Annotated in this window: 19 protein-coding genes and 1 riboswitch; of the genes, 7 read left to right on the plus strand and 12 right to left on the minus strand. The window is 72.9% G+C overall.

The window, feature by feature from the left end; all coding sequences use genetic code 11:
* The first annotated feature begins 45 nt into the window (after nucleotides 1-45).
* A complete protein-coding gene (locus ACIQF6_RS16045) occupies nucleotides 46-804 on the plus strand; it encodes an endonuclease/exonuclease/phosphatase family protein (RefSeq protein WP_400894880.1) in 759 nt (252 codons plus the stop codon).
* A gap of 54 nt (nucleotides 805-858) precedes the next feature.
* Here the strand turns inward: ACIQF6_RS16045 and ACIQF6_RS16050 are convergent, their stop codons facing one another.
* On the minus strand, nucleotides 859-1446 hold the full coding sequence (locus ACIQF6_RS16050; RefSeq protein WP_400894882.1) for a hypothetical protein: 588 nt from the start codon (nucleotides 1444-1446) through the stop codon (nucleotides 859-861).
* Nucleotides 1447-1456: 10 nt separating this feature from the next.
* Nucleotides 1457-2236: an alpha/beta hydrolase gene (locus ACIQF6_RS16055; RefSeq protein ID WP_400894884.1), complete on the minus strand. Its 780-nt coding sequence runs from the start codon at nucleotides 2234-2236 to the stop codon at nucleotides 1457-1459.
* 179 nt (nucleotides 2237-2415) lie between these two features.
* Between ACIQF6_RS16055 and ACIQF6_RS16060 the strand changes: the two genes are divergently transcribed.
* The 3 genes from ACIQF6_RS16060 (at nucleotide 2416) to ACIQF6_RS16070 (ending at nucleotide 5081) form a co-directional block, all read left to right on the plus strand.
* On the plus strand, nucleotides 2416-3219 hold the full coding sequence (locus ACIQF6_RS16060; protein ID WP_400895342.1) for a lysophospholipid acyltransferase family protein: 804 nt from the start codon (nucleotides 2416-2418) through the stop codon (nucleotides 3217-3219).
* A 91-nt stretch (nucleotides 3220-3310) separates the two neighbouring features.
* Nucleotides 3311-4420: a MacS family sensor histidine kinase gene (macS, locus tag ACIQF6_RS16065; protein ID WP_400895345.1), complete on the plus strand. Its 1110-nt coding sequence runs from the start codon at nucleotides 3311-3313 to the stop codon at nucleotides 4418-4420.
* Nucleotides 4413-5081 carry a response regulator gene (locus ACIQF6_RS16070; RefSeq protein ID WP_400894887.1) on the plus strand — a complete coding sequence of 223 codons (669 nt, stop codon included), beginning with the start codon at nucleotides 4413-4415 and terminating at the stop codon, nucleotides 5079-5081. The genes macS and ACIQF6_RS16070 overlap by 8 nt, the downstream gene beginning before the upstream one ends.
* Nucleotides 5082-5091: 10 nt before the next feature.
* Here the strand turns inward: ACIQF6_RS16070 and ACIQF6_RS16075 are convergent, their stop codons facing one another.
* The 5 genes from ACIQF6_RS16075 to ACIQF6_RS16095 all read right to left on the minus strand — a co-directional run bounded on the left by ACIQF6_RS16075 (nucleotide 5092) and on the right by ACIQF6_RS16095 (nucleotide 10253).
* Nucleotides 5092-6012: a substrate-binding periplasmic protein gene (locus ACIQF6_RS16075; RefSeq protein WP_400894889.1), complete on the minus strand. Its 921-nt coding sequence runs from the start codon at nucleotides 6010-6012 to the stop codon at nucleotides 5092-5094.
* A 9-nt stretch (nucleotides 6013-6021) separates the two neighbouring features.
* The gene (locus ACIQF6_RS16080; RefSeq protein ID WP_400894891.1) at nucleotides 6022-6978 is read right to left on the minus strand and encodes a hypothetical protein; all 957 of its coding nucleotides are present in this window, start codon (nucleotides 6976-6978) and stop codon (nucleotides 6022-6024) included.
* A 3-nt stretch (nucleotides 6979-6981) separates the two neighbouring features.
* Entirely contained in the window at nucleotides 6982-7869 is an 888-nt protein-coding gene (locus ACIQF6_RS16085) for a trypsin-like peptidase domain-containing protein (RefSeq protein WP_400894894.1), read from the minus strand.
* Nucleotides 7866-8216, minus strand: coding sequence for a CU044_2847 family protein (locus tag ACIQF6_RS16090; protein WP_400894897.1), 351 nt, complete (start codon nucleotides 8214-8216; stop codon nucleotides 7866-7868). The genes ACIQF6_RS16085 and ACIQF6_RS16090 overlap by 4 nt, the downstream gene beginning before the upstream one ends.
* A gap of 78 nt (nucleotides 8217-8294) precedes the next feature.
* Complete coding sequence (locus ACIQF6_RS16095; protein WP_400894899.1) at nucleotides 8295-10253, minus strand: anthranilate synthase family protein; 1959 nt, start codon at nucleotides 10251-10253, stop codon at nucleotides 8295-8297.
* A gap of 295 nt (nucleotides 10254-10548) precedes the next feature.
* Here ACIQF6_RS16095 and ACIQF6_RS16100 point away from each other — a divergent pair, with 295 nt between their 5' ends.
* Both ACIQF6_RS16100 and ACIQF6_RS16105 read left to right on the plus strand, forming a co-directional pair.
* Entirely contained in the window at nucleotides 10549-11880 is a 1332-nt protein-coding gene (locus tag ACIQF6_RS16100) for a class II 3-deoxy-7-phosphoheptulonate synthase (RefSeq protein ID WP_400894901.1), read from the plus strand.
* Nucleotides 11881-12009: 129 nt separating this feature from the next.
* Complete coding sequence (locus tag ACIQF6_RS16105) at nucleotides 12010-12243, plus strand: bacterioferritin-associated ferredoxin (protein ID WP_400894903.1); 234 nt, start codon at nucleotides 12010-12012, stop codon at nucleotides 12241-12243.
* 37 nt (nucleotides 12244-12280) lie between these two features.
* Here the strand turns inward: ACIQF6_RS16105 and bfr are convergent, their stop codons facing one another.
* Nucleotides 12281-12760 (minus strand): bacterioferritin, encoded by a 480-nt coding sequence (gene bfr, locus ACIQF6_RS16110; protein ID WP_400894905.1) that lies wholly within the window; start codon nucleotides 12758-12760, stop codon nucleotides 12281-12283.
* A gap of 287 nt (nucleotides 12761-13047) precedes the next feature.
* On the opposite strand from bfr, the gene ACIQF6_RS16115 reads away from it, so the two are divergent.
* A complete protein-coding gene (locus ACIQF6_RS16115) occupies nucleotides 13048-13677 on the plus strand; it encodes a sulfite oxidase-like oxidoreductase (RefSeq protein ID WP_400894907.1) in 630 nt (209 codons plus the stop codon).
* A gap of 4 nt (nucleotides 13678-13681) precedes the next feature.
* Here the strand turns inward: ACIQF6_RS16115 and pknB are convergent, their stop codons facing one another.
* The 4 genes from pknB to thiO form a co-directional block, all read right to left on the minus strand.
* On the minus strand, nucleotides 13682-15421 hold the full coding sequence (pknB, locus tag ACIQF6_RS16120; RefSeq protein WP_400895347.1) for a Stk1 family PASTA domain-containing Ser/Thr kinase: 1740 nt from the start codon (nucleotides 15419-15421) through the stop codon (nucleotides 13682-13684).
* Between the two features lie 78 nt (nucleotides 15422-15499).
* Nucleotides 15500-16291: a thiazole synthase gene (locus ACIQF6_RS16125; protein ID WP_400894910.1), complete on the minus strand. Its 792-nt coding sequence runs from the start codon at nucleotides 16289-16291 to the stop codon at nucleotides 15500-15502.
* Nucleotides 16292-16296: 5 nt separating this feature from the next.
* Nucleotides 16297-16506: a sulfur carrier protein ThiS gene (gene thiS / locus ACIQF6_RS16130; RefSeq protein WP_400894913.1), complete on the minus strand. Its 210-nt coding sequence runs from the start codon at nucleotides 16504-16506 to the stop codon at nucleotides 16297-16299.
* Nucleotides 16503-17648 carry a glycine oxidase ThiO gene (gene thiO / locus ACIQF6_RS16135; RefSeq protein ID WP_400894915.1) on the minus strand — a complete coding sequence of 382 codons (1146 nt, stop codon included), beginning with the start codon at nucleotides 17646-17648 and terminating at the stop codon, nucleotides 16503-16505. Before thiO ends, thiS begins: the two co-directional genes overlap by 4 nt.
* Nucleotides 17643-17755, minus strand: a riboswitch (TPP riboswitch). It overlaps the preceding gene by 6 nt.
* Between the last annotated feature and the right edge of the window lie 6 nt (nucleotides 17756-17761).

Genomic DNA, 17761 nt, shown 5'->3' on the forward strand with positions numbered 1-17761 from the left:
CGCATCCCCTGCCTTCCCTCGTTCCGTCCTGTTACTGTCGGTCAGGTGACGGACACTGATGTTGCGTTGGCGTCCTCCGGGGTGGAGCCGGACGGCGCGCGGCGGGTGCGGGTGATGAGTTACAACGTGCGGTCGCTGCGCGACGACCGCGCGGCGGTGGCTCGGGTGATCCGGGCGTGCGATCCGGACGTGGTGTGTGTGCAGGAGTCGCCGCGGTACTGGAAGAGCGAGAAGGCCGCGGCGTGGCTCGCGCACCGGACCGGGATGGTGATTCTGGCCGGCGGCGGCCGAGTGGCGGCGGGGCCGTTGCTGCTGGGCAGGTTGCGGGTGGACGTGGTGGAGCTGCGGGACGTGCTGCTGCCGAAGACCCGGGGGTTGCACGCGCGCGGGTTCGCGAGTGCGCTGCTGCGGATCGGCGGGTCGCGTCCGTTCTCGGTGACGAGTTGTCACTTGAGTCTTCAGCCGGAGGAGCGGCTGCGGCAGTTCGAGCTGTTGCGCCGTCAGGTGCGGCCGGGGGAGCCGGGCGTGGTCGCCGGGGACTTCAACGAGCCGCCGGAGGGGCCCGGTTGGCGGGCGTTCGCGGAGGAGTTCACGGACGCGCACGCGAAGGCGCCGTGGGGCGGGACGCTCACGTCGGTGCCGAAGCAGCCGTACCAGCGCATCGACGGGGTGTTCGCCACGCCGGACATCGACGTGCTGGGCTGCGGGGTGCCGTATCCGCTGCCGGGTGTCTCGGAGGCGGATCTGCACGCGGCGACGGACCATCTGCCGGTGCTGGCGGCGTTGCGGATCCCCGGGCCGTAGCGGCGCGGCCGCCGGAGCTGAGCGGTCGTCAGCTCCGGCGTGCGGTGGTGGGGGTCAGACGACGGCGCCGCCGTTCGGGTCCTCGGGTTCGTCGTCGTCGCGGTCCTTCATCCGGGAGACCAGGGTGCCGAAGCCGCCGAGGAAGGCGATGACGCCGACCCAGGCGGGCCAGCCGGAGACCTCGCGCCAGACCACGGCGTCGAACAGGAGCAGGGCCGGGCCGCCGAGGACGGCGAGCCAGGCGAACTTGGCGGTGGTGTCGGCCGCGGGCAGCGGCGGGGGCTCGGGCGGGACGAAGTGGCCTTCTTCCTCGTCCTCGGCGACGGTGTAGTCGCGCGGGCCCTCGACGGGGCGGGGGACCGGGCGGGGGGCGAAGTCGCCGAGCCCGGTGGGGCCGGTGGGCGCGCCGGGCCGGCGGGGGCGCTCGCGGACGTTCTCCGCCTCGGGCCAGTCGTGCTCGGCGGCGTCGACCGGTTCGTCGAACCGGCCGACCAGCTCGGCGAAGATCGCGTCCTGTTCGGCCTGGCTTCCGGCGGCGGGACGCCACGGGGCGGGCTCGGGCGCGGCTTCTTCGGCGGGCTCGGCCGCCTTCGGTTCGTCGCGGGGCAGGTCGTCGTCGTTCGCTTTGCTGGTCTCGTTCACTATCGGCCTTTCAGCCCGAGTGGTTCCCGGCATCGACCGCCGCTGCCGGGGCCAGCCGCCGGACGAAGTCGAGGCTCGCCCCGAAGATCAGACCGGCGTCGTGGTCCAGCGTGGCCACGTGGAAGCTGCGGTCGAGCAGCAGCTCCGTCACATCGGTCGAGGATATCCGGGCGAGCACCATTGCCGAGTTGCTCGGCGAGACCACGTGGTCCTGCGGACTGTGCAACAGCAGAACGGGTTGGGTCACCGCGGGCATTCCCGCCTGGACGCTCCTCCACAGCCGGGACAGCGACCAGGCGGCGTGCAGCGGCAGCCGGTCGTAGCCGACCTCGGTCGCGTCGGGCTTGGCGATGTCCCCGGCGACGCCGGGCAGCGACGGCAGCAGGTGGCGCAGGACCGGAAGAAGTACCGTCGCGGGGTTGTCGGAGCGCACCGACGGGTTGACGAGCACCAGTCCGGAGACCCGGTCGCCGTGCTTCTCGGCGAGCTTGAGGGCGAGCGACCCGCCCATCGACAGCGCGCAGACGAAGACCTGCTCGCAGCGGTCGGCGAGTTCGGTGAAGGCGGCCTCCGCGGTGGCGTACCAGTCCTCCCAGCGGGTCGGCTGGAGGTCCTGCCAGCGGGTGCCGTGGCCGGGCAGCAGCGGGGCGCTGACGGTGAGCCCGGCGTCGGCCAGGTGTTCGGCCCACGGGCGCATGGACTGCGGGGAACCGGTGAAACCGTGGACGAGAAGCACACCGACCGGACCGCCGTCGTGGCGGTACGGCTCGGCTCCCGGCAGCAGCGGCATCGGCAGGACTCCTGGGGTGTGTGGGCTGGTGAGGGTAACTCGATCGTCCCACGGGCGGGTTGCCCCGTACAGAGGCCCGCGGAGGCACCGGACGGGTCCGCCGGTGCACGGGTGCGCGGGCCGGGGCATTAGGATCGTCCGGTCCGCACAACAGGAGGCCCCGGTTGTTCTACCGACTGATGAAGATGATCGTCGCACCGCTGCTGCGGATCTTCTTCCGGCCGTGGATGGAGGGCGAGGAGAACATTCCGGACGAAGGCCCGGCCATCCTCGCCAGCAACCACCTGTCTTTTTCGGACTCGTTCTTCCTACCCGCGCTGCTGAAGCGGCGGGTGACGTTCATCGCGAAGGCCGAGTACTTCACCACGCCCGGCATCAAGGGCCGGCTGACCGCGGCGTTCTTCAAGGGCGTCGGCCAGCTGCCGGTGGACCGTTCGGGCGCCCGCGGCGCCGGTGAGGCGGCGATCCGCAGCGGCATCGCGGTGATCGAGCGCGGCGAGGTGTTCGGCGTGTACCCGGAGGGCACCCGTTCGCCCGACGGCAAGCTGTACCGCGGCAAGGTCGGCGGCCTGGCCCGGGTCGCGCTGGCGACCGGCGCGCCGGTCATCCCGGTCGCGATGATCGACACCGAGAAGGTGCAGCCGCCCGGCCAGGTGATCCCGAACTTCGGCGTCCGCCCCGGCATCCGGATCGGCCGCCCGCTGGACTTCTCCCGCTACCAGGGCATGGAGAACGACCGGTTCATCCTGCGCTCGGTCACCGACGAGGTGATGTACGAGATCATGCGGCTGTCCGGCCAGGAGTACGTGGACATCTACGCGACCGCCGCCAAGCGGCAGCTCGCGGAGGAGAAGAAGGCCGCGGACGCGGACCGCAAGGCGCAGCAGAAGGCCGAGAAGGCCGCCGAGGAAGCGGAGAAGGCCGCCGAGAAGGCTGCCGAGCAGGAGAAGTCCGGGGAGCAGGAGAAGGACGCCGGCGCCTGACCGGCCGTCAGGGGGGCTTGGGGTGGAGGAGCACAGACCCGTCGTGCGGCCGGCCCGGACCGGGCCGGCCGCGGCCGTGGTGGCCGGCGGGATGTCGGTGGAGCTGCCGCTGTGGCGCGCCATGGGGTACTTCCGGGTGCTGGCGCTCGGCTACGCGGTGCTGCGGTTCCTCACGGCGTACCGGCAGTTCCTGCACCCGGTGTCCGGCTGGATCTACCTGGGCGCGCTGACCCTGTGGACGCTGGCCAGCACCCGGGCGTTCGCCGGGCCGAAGCGGTGCACCTGGGCGGTGCTCGGCACCGACCTGCTGTTCGCGGTGTTCGGCATCGTGCAGAGCGGCTTCATCGACACCCCTGCCCGGATCCACGCCGGCGCGCCGACGCTGCCCACCATCTGGGCGGCCGGCACCGTGCTGGGCTTCGCCGGCAAGGGCGGCTGGCGGCCCGCCGCGTTCGCCGGGGCGGTGATCGGCGCGGCCAACATCCTCGGCCACGGCGGGATCAGCCCCGACAACCTGCACAACATCGTGCTGCTGCTGGTCGCGGGCTGTGCGATCGGCTACGTCATCGAACTGGCCCGGGCCAGCGAGGCGGTGCTCACCCGGGCGCTCCAGGTGGAGGCCGCCACCCGGGAGCGCGAACGGCTGTCCCGGGACATCCACGACGGGGTGCTGCAGGTGCTCGCCCTGGTGCACCGTCAGCAGGGGGACGCCGCCGAGCTGGGCCGGCTGGCGGGGGAGCAGGAGCGGGCGCTGCGGGCCCTGATGGCGGGCCAGCAGCAGCCCGGGGCGGTCGTCGACGGTGACGCGGACCTGCGTTCGCTGATCGCCGGGCACGCGAACGAGCGGATCACCGTCGCCGCGCCCGCCACGCCGGTGCTGCTGCCCGCGCCGGTCGCCGCCGAGCTGGCCGCCGCGGTCGCCGCGGCGCTGGACAACGTGCGGGTGCACGCGGGCGACGGCGCCCGGGCCTGGATCCTGCTGGAGGACGAGCCGCAGGCCGTCACCGTCTCGGTCCGGGATGACGGCCCGGGCTTCCCGGCCGGGCGGCTGGCGCAGGCGCAGCGCGACGGGCGGCTGGGCGTGTCGCAGTCGATCCGCGGCCGGATGGTGGACCTCGGCGGCAGCGCCGAGCTGTACTCGGTGCCCGGAGAGGGCGTCGAGGTGGAACTGCGATGGCCGCGGAGGGGCGTTGATGACTGATCAGCAGGTGCGGGTGATGGTGGTGGACGACCATCCGATGTGGCGCGACGGGGTGGCCCGGGACCTGGCGGAGGCCGGGTTCGCGGTGGTCGCCACCGCCGGCGACGGCGAGGAGGCGGTGCGCCGGGCCCGGGCCAGCGCCCCGCAGGTGGTGGTGCTGGACCTCAACCTGCCCGCGCTGCCCGGCGTCGAGGTGTGCCGCCAGGTGGTGGCCGCCGACCCGGCGGTGCGGGTGCTGGTGCTGTCCGCGAGCGGCGAGCACGCCGATGTGCTGGAGGCGGTGAAGTCGGGGGCGACCGGCTACCTGGTGAAGTCCGCGGGCCGTGAGGAGCTGATCGACGCGGTGCGCCGCACCGCCCTCGGCGACCCGGTCTTCACCCCCGGCCTGGCCGGGCTGGTGCTGGGCGAGTTCCGCCGCCTGGCCACCGAGCCCGGCACCCCCGCGCAGCCGGCCGCGCCGCAGCTGACCCCGCGGGAGACGGAGGTGCTGCGGCTGGTCGCCAAGGGTCTGTCGTACCGCCAGATCGCGGACCGGCTGGTGCTCTCGCACCGCACCGTGCAGAACCACGTGCAGAACACCCTCGGCAAGCTCCAGCTGCACAACCGGGTCGAGCTGGTCCGCTACGCGATCGAGCAGGGGCTGGACGAGGAGCTCGGCTAGGCCTCGGGGATCAGGCGGCGCAGGTGTCCTTGGCCTGGGTGGTGGGGGGCCGGAAGGTGTTGATGATCTCCTGGTCGGTGAAGTCGTCGAGCCCGGCGTACGTGCGTACCGAGGTCAACCAGTCGGTGTCCTGGACGTAGTCGGCAATGGCTCTGCCGAGCAGCTTGCAGGCCTGCTGATGGAGAGGGGGCAGCACCGCCATCAGCTGCTGCGGGCGGCCGAGGTAGACGTCCCGGGGGGCCCGGTACTTGGGCCGGCCGAGGTCCTGGGGGTCGGCGGGGGCGGCGGGGTCGGCCGGATCGGTGGGGTAGCGGAGGTTGTGGGCGATGCCCCGCAGCACCACGAAGTCGGCGACGACCACCCTGACGGTGCCGCGGTCGAGTTGCTTCAAGCACTCGTCGAGGTTCGTTGCCCTGGAATATTGCGGGTGGCTCTCGTCCAGGGTGTGGGCCGCAGTGGTGTCCTTCTGCGCGCAGACCGTCAGCGGCGCGAGGTCGTTCATGTCCTTGACCGGTGTCTGGTCCTTGTCCTTCAGCAGGACGCCGAGCGGGGTCAGCAGGTAGGGGCCGGCCAGGTCGTAGCCCTCCGAGTCCTTCCCTTCGGAGATGTCGGCGATCACCAGATTCACCGTGTTGTTGTTGGCCTTGTCGTTGCTGAGGGCGCCCTTCCAGGTGCCGACGCCCAGGGGCACCGAGGTGTAGGTGCGGCCCAGTGCGTCCTTGAGGACTCTCTGTGCCAGGTGCGGTTCGAAGCCGGACCAGCTTCCGTCGTTCAGAGCGGACATGCCGGGGCGGCCGTCCTTGAAGCCGACCCTGATCGGAATGCTGTCGAACGGGGCGGCCGAAGTCCCTCCGGTGGTGTCGCAGCCCGCCACGGTGCCGGCCAGTAGAAGCAGACCGACGGACAGCAGGGCGAAACGCGATCTGGCCACGGGAACCTCCTATTGTTCGAATCCGACGCTCTGGGTCTTGATGATCTGGTCGCAGTCGGCCGGGCCGTCCAGGTGCAGGGAGATGGTCAGTTCGGGATGGTCGGACGGCACCGGAACGGACAGCGTGGCGTCCGGGGCCTGCCAACCGGTCTGCTGGCCCTGGTCGGTGCTGAGGAGGACCTGCAGGCCGCGGCAACTGCCGAGCTCCGGGTGCGGATCCACCAACTGGACGTGCATCACCAGGCGGTGCGCCCCCTTCGGGACGTCCACCTTCGCGTCGGTCTGGCCCTTCACCGGCACGGTGGACGGCGACCAGCTCACCGTCCGGTCGGGCAGTCCGCCGGACAGCGCCACGGCCGTCACCACGCCCGCCGTGACCAGCAGCACGGTGCCCACCGCCAGCAGTCTCCGGAGGCGGGGCGGCGGGGGCGGGATGTGCATCACACGGTCGCGTGAGCGCTTCACCGCGGCCCGGGCCTGCTGGGCCAGCTCCGGCTCGACCTTCTCGATCTCGTCCAGCAGCACGGTGACGCTGGTGGCGGTCAGGGCCCAGTCGGCGAGGGCGACCAGCCGTTGGTTGGTGGCGCGTTCCAGGGGCTGGGGCGGGAAGCAGAGCACCGCGGCGACCGCCACCAGGTCGGCGCGCTGATCCGTCTTCAGCCCGGGGCGTTGGACCCGGGCGAGGAACCCGACCCAGTCGGTGCGTCGCTGGGAGCCCATCGTGCTCTTCAGCCAGTCGTGCAGGTGGCCGATCGCCGCGGCCGGCTGGGGGTGCTCCTCGGCCAGGTACTTGGCGATCCGGTCGGCCGACAGCGACAGGATGGAGGTGGTGGGGTGGATCTGGACGACGTAGCCGGTGTTCTCGGCCAGGTGCTGCTCCAACCTCGGCAGCAGCTCGGCCAGTTCGTACCAGCTGGACAGGATCTCCTTCAGCAGGCGGCGGGTCTCCGCGGTGCAGCGGTCCATGCCTCACTCCTCCAGGTCGAGGTGCAGCAGCGCGCCGAGTTCGTCCAGGGCCCGGTTCGGGCCGCACAACGCCAGTACCGAGGTCAGCAGGGCCGGCAGTGCGTCCTCCGGCCTGCTGTGGTTCAGGGCGGAGGACGCGATGGCCTGCAGGTGGAGGAAGGCATTCTCGTGGTGCGGCACGACGATCCCGGCTCCGGGGCCGAGCTGGTTGTTCATCAGCTGCACCACGCCCCGGCGCACCGCCGGGTCGTCCAGCTGGGGGATCTGGACCAGCAGCCGGGTGCAGGCCATGGCCGTGACCGGCCGCACCGGCGCGGGCCGGACCTCGCCGACGAGCGGCAGCAGTTCGGACACCGGGGTGAGCCAGCCGCCGACCGGGTCGCGGTCGTCCGCAGTGGCCTTCACCACGCCGACCGCCCGGCCGTTGCCGTCCACCGCCATGCTGCCGCTCAACCCGCGCTGCACCCAGCCGAGTTGCACCCGCAGGCCGAGCCCGGACGGGCCGGCCACGGTGAGCTGCGCGGACTCCGGGCCGACCTGGCCGGTCAGCGCGTTCACCGCGAAGCCGTGCACCAGCACGCCCGCGCCGTTCGCGACGTCCCGGCTCGCGAGCGGCACCGCCGGTGCGCCGGCCAGGCCCGGGACGTCCAGCACCGCCAGGTCCGGCGGCGGGTGGACGGCCGCGCCGGGCGGGCGCTCGGGCGGGGCCAGCAGCACCACCCGGGCGGGGTGGACGGCGCCCGAGTGCCGGGCCGTCACCGCCGGCTGCCCGGCGACCACGTGGGCGCAGCTGACCACCCGGCCCGCGCCCAGGTGGAAGCCGCTGCCGAGGAACTCCCCGGTCGGCCCGGCCAGCCAGAGGGCGGCGGCCGGCGCGCCCTGCGCGGTCACTCGGCGGGGCGGCCGTCCGGCCGCGACCAGGTCAGCCGCACCACCAGGCTCGCCTCGCCGGACGCCTCCGCCAGCACGCTGATCAACTGGCCGGACTTCACCCCCAGGTTGAGCCCGAACTCGACCTCGAAGGACTCCGGGTCGCCGGCCTCCAGCGCGGTGTCCCGGGCCCACCGGCCGACCGCGCGGACCGTCCGCCGCACCTCGCCCAGGCTGTGCGTGACCGCCCGGGACACCGCCCCCGCGTCGCCGGCCGCCCGTTCCGAGTCGGCCCGGACGGCCGCGTGCAGGACGGTGCCGTCGTCCAGGACGATCTCCACCGTGTCATGTTCCGCCGAATGCGCCATGTCCCCCTCCGACACCGCTGGTGAAGCAGAATATGAATATCAGTCAACTCTGCTTGGTGTTAAGCGTTTTCGGGGATTTTAGCGGCTGTGTCGGACGGCTCGGTGGCGCACTGCCGGGACCGGCCGCAGCAGCTCCGCGACGATCTCCACGCCGTCCCTGGTGAGCACCGACTCGGGGTGGAACTGGAGGCCCGCGAAGCCCGGCCCGCGCAGCGCGTGCACGTCGCCGGTGCGCGGGTCGCGGGCCACCTCGACGCCGTCGACGGCCAGCCGCTGCGCCGCGGCGTCGTCGCAGCGGGCGGTGAAGGTGTTGTAGAAGCCGACGGTGCGGCGGACGCCGAACAGGTCGACGGCCTCCTGCGCGCCCTGGTACGGCACGGCCTTGCGGACCAGCGGCAGGCCGAGCTGCGCGGACAGCAGCTGGTGACTGAGGCAGACCGCCAGCAGCGGCGCGGTGCGGGAGCCGTCCAGGGCCGCGGCCAGGGCGTCGGCGACGACCGGGCGCAGCAGCGCCATCTTCGGGTCCGCCGGGTCGGCGGGGTCGCCGGGGCCGGGGCCGAGCACCAGCGGGCCCCGGTGGGCGGCGACCCGCTCGCGCAGCCCGGGGGTGTCGTGGCGCAGCACGGTGACGGGGTGTCCGAGCGAGCGCAGCAGGTGGGCGAGCATCGCGGTGAAGGTGTCCTCGGCGTCCACCACCAGGGCGTCCGCGCCCGTGCTGGGCCCGGCGGGCTGCTGCATCCGCAGCCAGAACGGGGCGAGCCCGGCCCGGCGGGAGCCCAGGGCGGCCTGCACCCGGTGGTCCTCGGCGAGCCTCGGCCGGGCGGCGGCGGCCTTCGCGGGCCGGCCCGGGCGGGCCCCGATCGCGGCGAGCACGCCGGCGGCCTTGGCGTGCGTCTCGGCGACCTCCGAGTCCGGGTCGGAGTGCCGGACCAGGGTGGCGCCGACCCGGACGACGAGCGAGCCGTCGGCGGGGTCGATGTCGGCGGTCCGGATGCAGATCGGCGAGTCCAACTGCTGGCCGCCGCCGGCGGAGCGCCCGATCAGCGCCAGCGCGCCCGAGTAGTAGCCGCGCCCGCCGCGCTCGTACCGGTCGATGACCCGGGTGGCGTTCTGCACGGGGCTGCCGGTGACGGTGGCGGCGAACATGGTCTCCCGCAGCACCTCGCGGACGTCCAGCGAGGTGCGGCCGCGCAGCTCGTACTCGGTGTGCGCGAGGTGCGACATCTCCTTCAGCCGCGGCCCGAGCACCTGCCCGCCGAGGTCGCCGACCGCGCACATCATCTTCAGCTCCTCGTCGACCACCATGGTGAGCTCCTCCAACTCCTTGGGGTCGCGCAGGAATTCGAGGAGCGATTCGGCGGTGGGCCCGGTCGACGGATAGCGGTAGGTGCCGGAGATCGGGTTCATCACCACGGTGCCGCCGGACTGCCGGACGTGGACCTCGGGGGACGCGCCGACCAGCACCCGGTCGCCGGTGTGCACCAGGAACGTCCAGTACGCGCCGCGCTCGTGCTCCAGCAGTCGCCGGAACAGGGTCAGCGCGGTGGCGGTGGAGAAGCCCGCCAGCTCGGCCCGGAAGTCGCGCCGGATCACGAAGTTGGCGCCCTCGCCGCGCCCGATCTCGTCCTCGATCACCCGCCGGACGATCCCGGCGTACTCCGCGTCGTCGAGGTCGAACTCCCCGCCGCGCAGCTCGACCGGCGCGTCCGGCAGCGCGGCCAGCACCTCGGCCAGCGGCAGCGCGTGCTGCTCCTCGACGGACAGCGCGCGCAGCGGGGTGCCGTCCTGGCGGGCGGCGAAGCCGCGTTCACGCAGCTGGGCGTAGGGGACCAGGGCGAGCAGGTCGTGCCGGGGGCCGTCGGCGGGCACGCCGTGGGGGACCGGCAGTTCGGCCAGCGTGTCGTGCTCGGAGACGGCGCCGAGCAGCAGCTCGACGGTGTCGGGGGCGAGCCGCGGCGCGCGGCGGTGCAGCAGGGCGAAGGCGGGGGCGCCGGGCGCGGTGAGCCGGGCGATCAGGTCGGCGGTGGTGGTGGTCACGACTGCGGTGGTCCTTCCGGGAGTGGGCTGCGGGCTCTGCCGCCGCCCTCCGGAACGGTCGTGACGCTGGACACATACGTCGACGGCCGCCCCGAAGGGCGGCCGTCGTTCGTCTCTAGGGACGCGCGAATCGTGGGCCGCCCAACGGGCTGGCCCACCACCAGGAGGAGGTGTAGGTCGCGGTCATGCAGCAGACGATAGCCCACCGCCGGCCTGTCCGGGGGATGTCCACGACCTGTCTCACTTGGCGGGCGGCGTCCACAACCTGGTTGTACGACCCCGTAGCCTTGGCGTTGTGACCGTGACTAACCACTCCTGGCAGTCCCTGCCCGCGGCGCAGCAGCCTGAATGGCCGGACCAAGAGGCTCTGCGCAATACCCTTGCGGAGCTCGCCTCCTATCCGCCGCTCGTCTTCGCCGGCGAGTGCGACCAGCTGCGCGCCCGGCTCGGCGCCGTCGCGCGTGGTGAGGCGTTCCTGCTCCAGGGCGGTGACTGCGCCGAGGCCTTCGACGGCGTGTCGGCCGACCACATCCGCAACAAGCTGAAGACCCTGCTCCAGATGGCGGCGGTGCTCACCTACGCCGCCTCCGTGCCGGTGGTGAAGGTCGGCCGGATCGCCGGCCAGTACTCCAAGCCGCGCTCGAAGAACACCGAGACCCGCGACGGCGTGACGCTGCCGGTGTACCGCGGCGACTCGGTGAACGGCTTCGAGTTCACCCCCGAGTCCCGGATCCCGGACCCGGAGCGCCTGAAGCGGATGTACAACGCCTCCGCGTCGACGCTCAACCTGGTGCGCGCCTTCACCACCGGCGGTTACGCCGACCTGCGCCAGGTGCACGCCTGGAACCAGGACTTCGTGCGCAACTCCCCGGCCGGCCAGCGCTACGAGCAGCTGGCCCGCGAGATCGACCAGGCGCTGGCCTTCATGAACGCCTGCGGGGTGGCCCCGGAGGAGTTCAAGACGGTCGAGTTCTTCTCCTCGCACGAGGCGCTGATCCTGGACTACGAGACGGCGCTGACCCGCACCGACTCGCGCACCGGCGAGCTGTACGACGTCTCCGGCCACATGGTGTGGATCGGCGAGCGCACCCGCCAACTCGACCACGCGCACATCGAGTTCGCCTCGAAGATCCGCAACCCGATCGGCGTGAAGCTCGGCCCGACCACCACGGTCGACGAGGCGCTCACCCTGATCGACCGGCTGGACCCGGACCGCGAGCCCGGCCGGCTCACCTTCATCACCCGGATGGGCGCGGGCAAGATCCGCGACCACCTGCCCACCCTGGTGGAGAAGGTCACCGCGTCCGGCGCCCAGGTGGTGTGGATCAGCGACCCGATGCACGGCAACACCTACGAGGCGTCCAGCGGCCACAAGACCCGCAAGTTCGACGACGTGCTCGACGAGGTCAAGGGCTTCTTCGAGGTCCACCGCGCGCTGGGCACCCACCCGGGCGGCATCCACGTGGAGCTGACCGGCGACGACGTCACCGAGTGCGTCGGCGGCGGCGACGAGGTGCTGGTCGACGACCTGCACCAGCGCTACGAGACCGCCTGCGACCCGCGGCTCAACCGCAGCCAGTCGCTGGACCTGGCGTTCCTGGTGGCCGAGATGTACCGCGGCCAGTAGGCCCGGCCCGGCGGTGTGACGAAGGCCCCTCCGTTTTCGGTGATCCGAAGGCGGAGGGGCCTTCTTCGTACCCGAAGCGCCAGGTAAGGTAAGGCTCAGTAAACGAAGCCGAGCTGGAAGGGGCCGCACATGTACGTGTGCATGTGCCACGCGGTCACCGAGGCCCGGGTCAAGCAGGAGATCGACGAAGGCGCCACCACCCCGCGCCAGATAGCCCGCGGCTGCAAGGCCGGCACGGACTGCGGCTCCTGCGTGCGGCGCATCCAGGCGCTGCTCGGCGAGAGCGGCGCCCGCCCCTGCCCCACCGCCCGGCTGGCCCAGCGGCTCGGCCTGGCCGAGCCGGCCGCCCCGCAGGCCGCCTAGCTCCCGGGCCGCCCGGCCCCTCGGCCCCCGGGGCGGCTCAGGTGTCCGGCTGCTCGATCACCTGCGCGAGGTAGAGCGCCTCGCCGAGCTTGTCGATCAGCTCCAACTGGGTGTCCAGGTAGTCGATGTGGTGTTCCTCGTCGGCCAGGATGTCCTCGAAGATGTTCGCCGAGGTGACGTCGTTCTTGGCGCGCATCACCACGATCCCGCGCTTGAGGCGGTCGATCGCCTCCACCTCGACCTGCCGGTCGGCCTGGAACATCTCCGTGACGGTCTGCCCGATCCGGACGTGAAACAGCCGCTGGTAGTTCGGCAGGCCCTCCAGGAACAGGATCCGGTCGGTCAGCGTCTCGGCGTGCTTCATCTCGTCGAAGGACTCGTGCCGGGTGTATTTGGCGAGCTTGGTCCAGCCGTTGTTCTCCTGCATTTTCGCGTGCAGGAAGTACTGGTTGATCGCGGTGAGCTCGGCGGTCAACTGCTCGTTGAGGAACTCGATGACCTCGGGATCGCCCTGCATGGCCTGCCCTTCCTGACTCGACATTCCGGGCGCTGCCCGGATGCCCGCATCGTGGCAGCCGGTCCGGGTCACTTCCAGTAAGTTCACGCTTACCGAACGGTCGGAGATCGCCGCTCCTTCCCGCCGGACAATTCGTTGACCTGCGAAGATGCTGCGCAGATTGGGCCGTTCGCGGGTATCTGGCCCGAACGGCCGGGCGCATTTCCGTCGTGTTGCCCCCCTCCGGTGGAAAGTGTTCCCCAAGGGGTGGGCGCGGTACGGCAAAGGCCGTCTGTCACCATGGAGCCATGGGTCAGAACCAATCGGAACCGTCGCCGCCGGCTGACCCGAGGCTCCCGCCGGGCCAGCGCCGACAACGCGGCTGGCCGGTTCTGCACTACGGGCCGGTGCCCCGGTTCAAGCCGCACAGCTGGGACTTCCAGGTGTTCGGGGCGACCGCCGACGCGGAGAAGACCAGGTGGGACTTCGCCGCCTTCCACGCCCTGCCCAAGGTGACCGTCCGCGGCGATTTCCACTGCGTCACCAAGTTCTCCATGCTCGACAACGAGTGGCACGGCGTCGCCGCCCGGACGGTGCTCGACCTGGCTCCGCCCGACCCGTCCGTCACCCACGTCATGGTGTGGGCCGAGTACGGCTACAGCGCCAACCTGAGCCTGGTCGACTTCGCCGACCCGTCGACGGTCTTCGCCACCCACCACGACGGGCAGCCGCTCACCGTCGAACACGGCTTCCCGGTCCGCCTGGTGGTGCCGCGCCTGTACGCCTGGAAGGGCCCCAAGTGGGTGCGCGCCGTCGAGTACATGCGGGCCGACCGGCGCGGGTTCTGGGAGGAACGCGGCTACCACAACCGGGCCGACCCCTGGCAGGAGCAGCGCTACTCCTACCAGGAGCAGGACGGCGACGGGCCGCTGCGCTGAAGCGCTAGAACAGGCTGATGGTGACGGTCACCGTCGACCCCTGCGGGCGGGGCGTTCCCGCCGCCGGGGACTGGTCGGTGGCCTTGCCGAACGGCAGCAGGCCGGCGATCTGCGGGGTGAACCCGGCGTCCTGGAGGGCCTTCACCGCGTCGTCCTTGGACATGCCGGAGACGTCCGGCACCGGGTGCATGCCCTTGGAGACCGTCAGCGCCACCGGCGAGTTCGGGGCCAGCGCCGTCCCGGCCGCCGGGTCGGTGGAGATCACCGCGCCCTTCGGCACCGAGTCGCTGAACTGCTCGGCGGTGGTGCCCGGGGTCAGCCGGGCGTCGGTCAGCGCCTTGGACGCCTCCGCCAGCGGACGGCTCGTCAACTCAGGCACCGGCACCCGCTCCGGGCCGCGGGAGACCACCACCTTCACCGCGTCGCTCTTGCGGACCTTGGCGCCCACGCCGGGGTCGGTGGAGATCACCTGCCCGGCCTGCACCGACTCGCTGAACTGCTCGCTGAACGCGCCGTGCAGGCCCTGCTTGTCCAGGACCGTGACGGCCTGCTGCCGGCTCTGCCCGAGCACGCTCGGCACCGTCGCGTACACCGCGCTGGACAGCGTGTACGTCACGCCGCCGACCAGCAGCACCACCACCAGCGCCACCGCCGACCAGATCAGCGGGGCGCGGCTGCGGCTGCGGCGGCGCGAGGTGCGGCGCAGGCGGCGCGGCGGGGCGTCGTCGTTCACCGGGCGGACCGGCGGCAGCAGGTCCGGCGGGACGTCCAGCACGCTGGTGCGCTCCAGGCCCGGCGGGGCGCTGATCACCGCGGTCGCCTCGCCCGGGCCGAACTGCGGGGTGGGCCGGCCGGACGCCGGCGGCTCCGCGTCCAACTGCGCGGCCGGCAGCGTGCGGCGCACCCGCTGCACCGCGGCCAGCAGCTCCACCGCGTCCCACGGCCGGGCCTGCGGGTCGCGGGCGGTGGCGGCGGCGACCAGGGCGTCCAGCTCCCGGCCGACCGCGGGGGCGGTGCGGGACGGCGCCGGGACGTCCTCGTGCAGGTGGCGGTACATCACCTGGGCGGCGTTCTCGCCGGTGTGCGGCTTGGCGCCGGTCAGCATCTCGTACAGCAGGATGCCCGCCGCGTAGACGTCCACCCGCTGGTCGGTGGGCGCGTCCTGGCTGATCTGCTCCGGCGCCAGGTACGAGACGGTGCCGAGCAGCTGGCCCGCCTCGGTGGTGGCGGTGGCGTTCGAGTCGGCGGCGCCCATCACCCGGACCAGGCCGAAGTCCGCGACCTTCACCAGGCCGTTGTCGGTGATCAGCACGTTCTCCGGCTTCACGTCCCGGTGCACCAGCCCGGCCCGGTGCGCCGCGCCGAGCGCCGCCAGCACCGGCTCCAGCACGTCCAGCGCGGCCCGCACCGAGAGCGCGCCGCGGTCGCGCAGCAGGTCGCGCAGGGTGCGGCCGGGGACGTACTCCATCGCCATGAACACCGCGCGCGGATCCGCGCCCTGGTCCAGCACGTTGACCACATTGGGGTGCGCCAGCCGGGCCACCGCCTTCGCCTCGCGGATGAACCGCGCGGTGAAGTCGGCGTCGCCCGCAAGCGTCGGGTGCATCACCTTCAGTGCGACGGTGCGGTCCAGCCGGGTGTCGGTGCCGCGGTAGACGGTCGACATGCCGCCGACGGCGATCCGCTGCTCGACCCGGTAGCGCCCGTCGAGCAGCGCACCGAGCAGGGGGTCGTTCAGGGTCATGTCCACCCGAGGAGTCTAGAGGGCCCGGTCCGAACCGGTCGGCACCCGGCAGCGGTCGCACACCTGCCGGGCGCGCCGTCAGAACGCCGGGCGCTCCCGGGTGTCGGCGAGGCCCGCGGTGGGGGAGGACGCCTCGGCGTAGTAGCGGCGCGGGATGCGGCCGGCCCGGTGGGCGAGGCGGCCGGCCTCGACGGCGCGGCGCATCGCGTCGGCCATCAGCACCGGGTCCTGGGCGCGGGTGACGGCGGACGCCAGCATCACGGCGGAGCAGCCGAGTTCCATCGCGAGGGCGACGTCGCTGGCGGTGCCGGCGCCCGCGTCGAGCACCACCGGGACGTTCGCGGACTCCACGATCAGCTGGAAGTTGTGCGGGTTGCGGATGCCCAGGCCGGAGCCGATCGGCGAGCCGAGCGGCATGATCGCCGCGCAGCCGACGTCCTCCAGCTTGCGGGCCAGCACCGGGTCGTCGTTCGTGTACGGCAGCACGGTGAAGCCGTCGTCGACCAAGGTCTCGGCGGCGTCCAGGAGTTCGATCGGGTCGGGCAGCAGGGTGCGCTCGTCGGCGATCACCTCCAGCTTCACCCAGTCGGTGCCGAGCGCCTCGCGGGCCAGCCGGGCGGTCAGCACGGCCTCGCCGGCGGTGTAGCAGCCGGCCGTGTTCGGCAGGATCCGGATGCCGTTGCGGGCCAGCACCTCCAGCACCGAGCCCTGGGTGGCGGTGTTGACCCGGCGCATCGCCACCGTGGTCAGTTCGGTGCCGGAGACCCGCAGCGCCTGCTCCAGCACGTCCAGGCTGGGCGCGCCGCCGGTGCCCATGATCAGGCGGGAGGCGAAGGTGGTGTCGCCGATGGTCAGCAGGTCGTCGGCCATGGCTGTCAGCCTCCCTGCACGGCGGTGAGGATCTCCACCCGGTCGCCCGCCCGCAGCGCCGTGGCCGGCCACGAACTGCGCGGCACCACGGCCTCGTTGACGGCGGCGGCGACGCCGGTGTTGGCGGCGGACACCTCCGCGACCACCGCGTCCAGGGTGGTGGCCTCGGGCAGCGTGCGGGGTTCGCCGTTGACGGTCAGGGCGACGGTGTTCATGCGGGCACCTCGGTGCGGAAGCGGTCGGGGGTGAAGTCGGCGGCCAGCCGGGGGAGTTCGCCGGTGGCCAGGTAGTCGGCGAGCAGGTCGGCGGTGACCGGGGTGAGCAGCACGCCGTTGCGGTGGTGCCCGGTGGCGGCGGCCAGGCCGGGCAGCGCGGTCGGGCCGAGCAGCGGCGCATTGTCGGGAGAGCCCGGCCGCAGCCCGGCGCCCGTCTCCACCAGCGGCAACTCGGTGATGCCGGGGACGAGTTCGTGGGCGTCCCGGAGCAGCTCGTACACGCCGCCCGCGGTGACGGTGGTGTCGTGGCCCATCTCCTCGGTGGTCGCGCCGACCACCAGCTCGCCGTCGGCGCGCGGCACCAGGTACAGGTGCTGCCCGCGCACCACGGCCCGCACGTTGCGGGACAGGAACGGCGCGTACAGCTGCGGTATCCGCAGCCGCAGCACCTGGCCCTTCACCGGGCGGATCGCCGGCAGCACCCCGTCCGGCAGGCCCGGCAGCAGGTGGCTGCGCGATCCGGCCGCCAGCACCGTCCGGCCGGCCGTCAGCTGCTCGCCCGTCAACAGCCGCACGCCGACGGCCCGTTCGCCGTCGGTGAGCAGCTCGGCGGCCTGGGTGCGGTGGAAGGCCACGCCCAGCAGCTTGCAGGCCGCCACCAGCGCCGCGGCCAGTCGGCGGCCGTCCACCTGGTGGTCCTCGGCGACGTGCAGGCCGCCGCGCACCCCGGGGGCGAGCATCGGCTCCAGCCGGCGGCACTCCCGGCCGGTCAGCCACTGCGACTCCAGGCCCAACCGGCCGTGGAAGGCGTGCAGTTCGCGCAGCTCCTCGCGGTCGTCGGAGTCCAGCGCGACGGCCAGGGTGCCGGTGCGGCGGTAGCCGGTGTCCAGCCCCGTCAGCTCGGTCAGCTCGGCGGCGAACGCGCCGTAGCGGTCGTTCGACGCCATCCCCAGGCGCAGCAACGGCTCCTCGCCGTACTGGAGTTCGGTGACCGGGGCGAGCATCCCCGCCGCGACCTGCGCCGCGCCGCCGCCCGGCGACGGGTCCACCACCGCGACGCTCAGCCCGCGCTGCGCGGTACGCCAGGCGACGCCGAGGCCGATGATGCCTCCGCCGATCACCAGCACGTCGGAATGTGCCACAGCGCTACTTCTCCCTTCGCCGGAATGACCCGGATCAGGTTCGGACGGTCGCGGGCCGCCACAGCCCGCCTCTCAGCCCGGTGCGCCGGGCTCCCGTGAAAGGTCGTCCCTCC

This window comes from Kitasatospora sp. NPDC092948 (assembly GCF_044754805.1).
Classification (GTDB): Bacteria; Actinomycetota; Actinomycetes; order Streptomycetales; family Streptomycetaceae; genus Kitasatospora.

What these genes read in the sequence shown, in the direction of transcription:
- ACIQF6_RS16115 (WP_400894907.1), top strand. Translation starts at nt 13,048, where the DNA reads ATGGGTCAGAACCAATCGGAACCGTCGCCGCCGGCTGACCCGAGGCTC.
- ACIQF6_RS16105 (WP_400894903.1), top strand. Translation starts at nt 12,010, where the DNA reads ATGTACGTGTGCATGTGCCACGCGGTCACCGAGGCCCGGGTCAAGCAG.
- ACIQF6_RS16055 (WP_400894884.1), bottom strand. Translation starts at nt 2,236, where the DNA reads ATGCCGCTGCTGCCGGGAGCCGAGCCGTACCGCCACGACGGCGGTCCG.
- bfr (WP_400894905.1), bottom strand. Translation starts at nt 12,760, where the DNA reads ATGCAGGGCGATCCCGAGGTCATCGAGTTCCTCAACGAGCAGTTGACC.
- ACIQF6_RS16060 (WP_400895342.1), top strand. Translation starts at nt 2,416, where the DNA reads ATGAAGATGATCGTCGCACCGCTGCTGCGGATCTTCTTCCGGCCGTGG.
- macS (WP_400895345.1), top strand. Translation starts at nt 3,311, where the DNA reads ATGTCGGTGGAGCTGCCGCTGTGGCGCGCCATGGGGTACTTCCGGGTG.
- ACIQF6_RS16080 (WP_400894891.1), bottom strand. Translation starts at nt 6,978, where the DNA reads ATGGACCGCTGCACCGCGGAGACCCGCCGCCTGCTGAAGGAGATCCTG.
- ACIQF6_RS16090 (WP_400894897.1), bottom strand. Translation starts at nt 8,216, where the DNA reads ATGGCGCATTCGGCGGAACATGACACGGTGGAGATCGTCCTGGACGAC.
- ACIQF6_RS16125 (WP_400894910.1), bottom strand. Translation starts at nt 16,291, where the DNA reads ATGGCCGACGACCTGCTGACCATCGGCGACACCACCTTCGCCTCCCGC.
- pknB (WP_400895347.1), bottom strand. Translation starts at nt 15,421, where the DNA reads ATGACCCTGAACGACCCCCTGCTCGGTGCGCTGCTCGACGGGCGCTAC.
- ACIQF6_RS16070 (WP_400894887.1), top strand. Translation starts at nt 4,413, where the DNA reads ATGACTGATCAGCAGGTGCGGGTGATGGTGGTGGACGACCATCCGATG.
- thiS (WP_400894913.1), bottom strand. Translation starts at nt 16,506, where the DNA reads ATGAACACCGTCGCCCTGACCGTCAACGGCGAACCCCGCACGCTGCCC.